This window comes from Faecalibacterium sp. Marseille-Q4137, from assembly GCF_017377535.1.
Lineage (GTDB): Bacteria > Bacillota > Clostridia > Oscillospirales > Ruminococcaceae > Faecalibacterium > Faecalibacterium duncaniae.
Genome location: NZ_JAFREK010000094.1, coordinates 1 through 2,043, shown reverse-complemented (window position 1 = coordinate 2,043; position 2,043 = coordinate 1). Strand labels below are relative to the sequence as shown.

Below are 2,043 nucleotides of genomic sequence, written 5' to 3'. Positions count from 1 at the left end.
ACCCCATTTCCTAAACAGTATACCATACTGTCTAACAAATGGGGTGCAGTTCAAAATGTGGATGAAGCTTTTAATGTTATGATAATTGCACTTATAGAGAGCAAGAGATATCAGCAGATTAACATAGTCGATATTATACAAGATTTCAATGATAAATTTGGTTTTTCAATTCCTTATTTTCCAATGATGAGACTTCTTTCCAATCTGTGCCGCAAGAAAATTTTGAAGAGAACGCACAATAGATATCTCGTAAATCTTGATAATGAAGCATTGGATAGCATTGGAGAGTCTTTTTGGAATGATTTGGAAAATCAGGAAAGAAACCAGAAAATGTTATTGAATCGTTATGTACAATTCATAGCTACAAAGTACAGCGAGGAAATAACAATTGAGGATGCTGCGAGAGTTTTTAATGCGTTCATTGAGGAGAACGGTGTTGTTTTCATTAAAAACCATGAATATGAAAAAAGTACAACGGAAACATACAGGTTTTGCGTATTACTAAAAGAACTCGAAACATCCGATGGAAAACTTTTTGCATTTGTGGAATCTGCAATAGTAGGGCGGATACTTTCAGAATTAGTGATTTTTACTGGTGATAGAATAGATTTGAAAAAGTCAAATGCAAAGGTTTTTCTTGATACAAATATCATTTTTAAATTGCTTGGTATTAGTACCATTGATCGAAGTGAGTATTATAAAAAACTTATTAAAGATATGATAGATATTGGATTTAAACCTTATGTCTATCAACACACATATAGTGAAATTGTTACGATTCTATCGAGTAGTGAATACTGGATAGGAAATTATCAGTTTGATCCTAGTAAGTCATCTGAGGCAACTAGCTATTACATAATGAACGGAAAAAGTCGAGAGAATGTAGAACTCCAAATAGCGAATCTGCAAGATGATTTGGAGAGTCTTGGAATTTATGTGTATGATATGGATTATCCTCAAAGAATTCCGGTTGGCGTGACCGATGATAAAACATATTATGATAAAATCGTAAGTGAGTATAAAAGAACCAATTCACAATTCAATGAGGGTGAGATGAGAAATACTGTTTGGGACGATGCAAAATCGTTTTTCTTTACAGATTTTCTTAATGCGGGACAAAATGCGTTTAGTTTTGCTGGAATTCAAAATATTTTTGTGACGCATAATGAAACTCTTTCTAAGGTTTCAAAAATCCAGCTATCAGAGAGTGGATCAAAAGTGGAAGCAGCGATTCCTTTTTGTGTGTCGGATGTGTTTTGGGGAAATTTGATTTGGGCAAATTCATCAGAAAGTCTTAGCATAGCAGGAAAGCAACGGCTGATGACGATTGTGGCCGCTGCTTTTGAACCAACTGTGGCAGTGTTACATCGGTTGAAAGAAGAACTAGACAAGTTAGAGAAAGAAAACAAAATTACAAAAGAAAATTGCTATTTTCTGAAGTCAAATCGAATGGCCTTAGATATGCTGGTGAGAATCACAGAAGGAGATGCCAGCAAATTTACAGATAGTACCCCTTTTGAAATACTTGATAAAATTCGCTCAGAAGCAAAAGATGAGGGAATCAAAGAGGAAAAAGTCCGAAATGAAACCGAAAAGCACGAAATAAGGAAAGCGCACGAAAAGTTGGAATGCGAACACGAAGAAAAGTATCTAAAACAACTTGAACAAGAAAAAAGAGATATTGATGCACAATACCAGTCACTTGATGGTGAGAAAGCGCGCCTAGATAAAGAAAAAGAAAAGCTTAAAATGTGCCAAAAAGAGTGTGTGCAAAAGGCTACAAAAAGATGCGAGCATATAAGGATGGCTTTTTTAATTGGGATAGTGCTGTGGCTTATTGTTGGGGTAGTATTACTGATGAAATTCAATGTTTTATATTCGTGCGTTGAGTTGATATTCGGTATTTTGGTGACGCTGATTTTCAATAATAAGCTAGCATCGTGGATAATAAAGGATGCAGACCTTCAAGAAAAGATTGCCTTAATACAAAATTATGAAAAAATGAAGGAAGCACTTATACTACAATACTATAAACGAGAAAAG

1 protein-coding gene is annotated in these 2,043 nt (G+C 34.7%); it reads left to right on the top strand.

Annotated elements, in window-relative coordinates; genetic code table 11:
* Window positions 1-57: 57 nt before the first annotated feature.
* Window positions 58-2,043: hypothetical protein (locus J3353_RS15860; RefSeq protein ID WP_207685231.1), on the top strand; the 1,986-nt coding region annotated here is incomplete at its 3' end.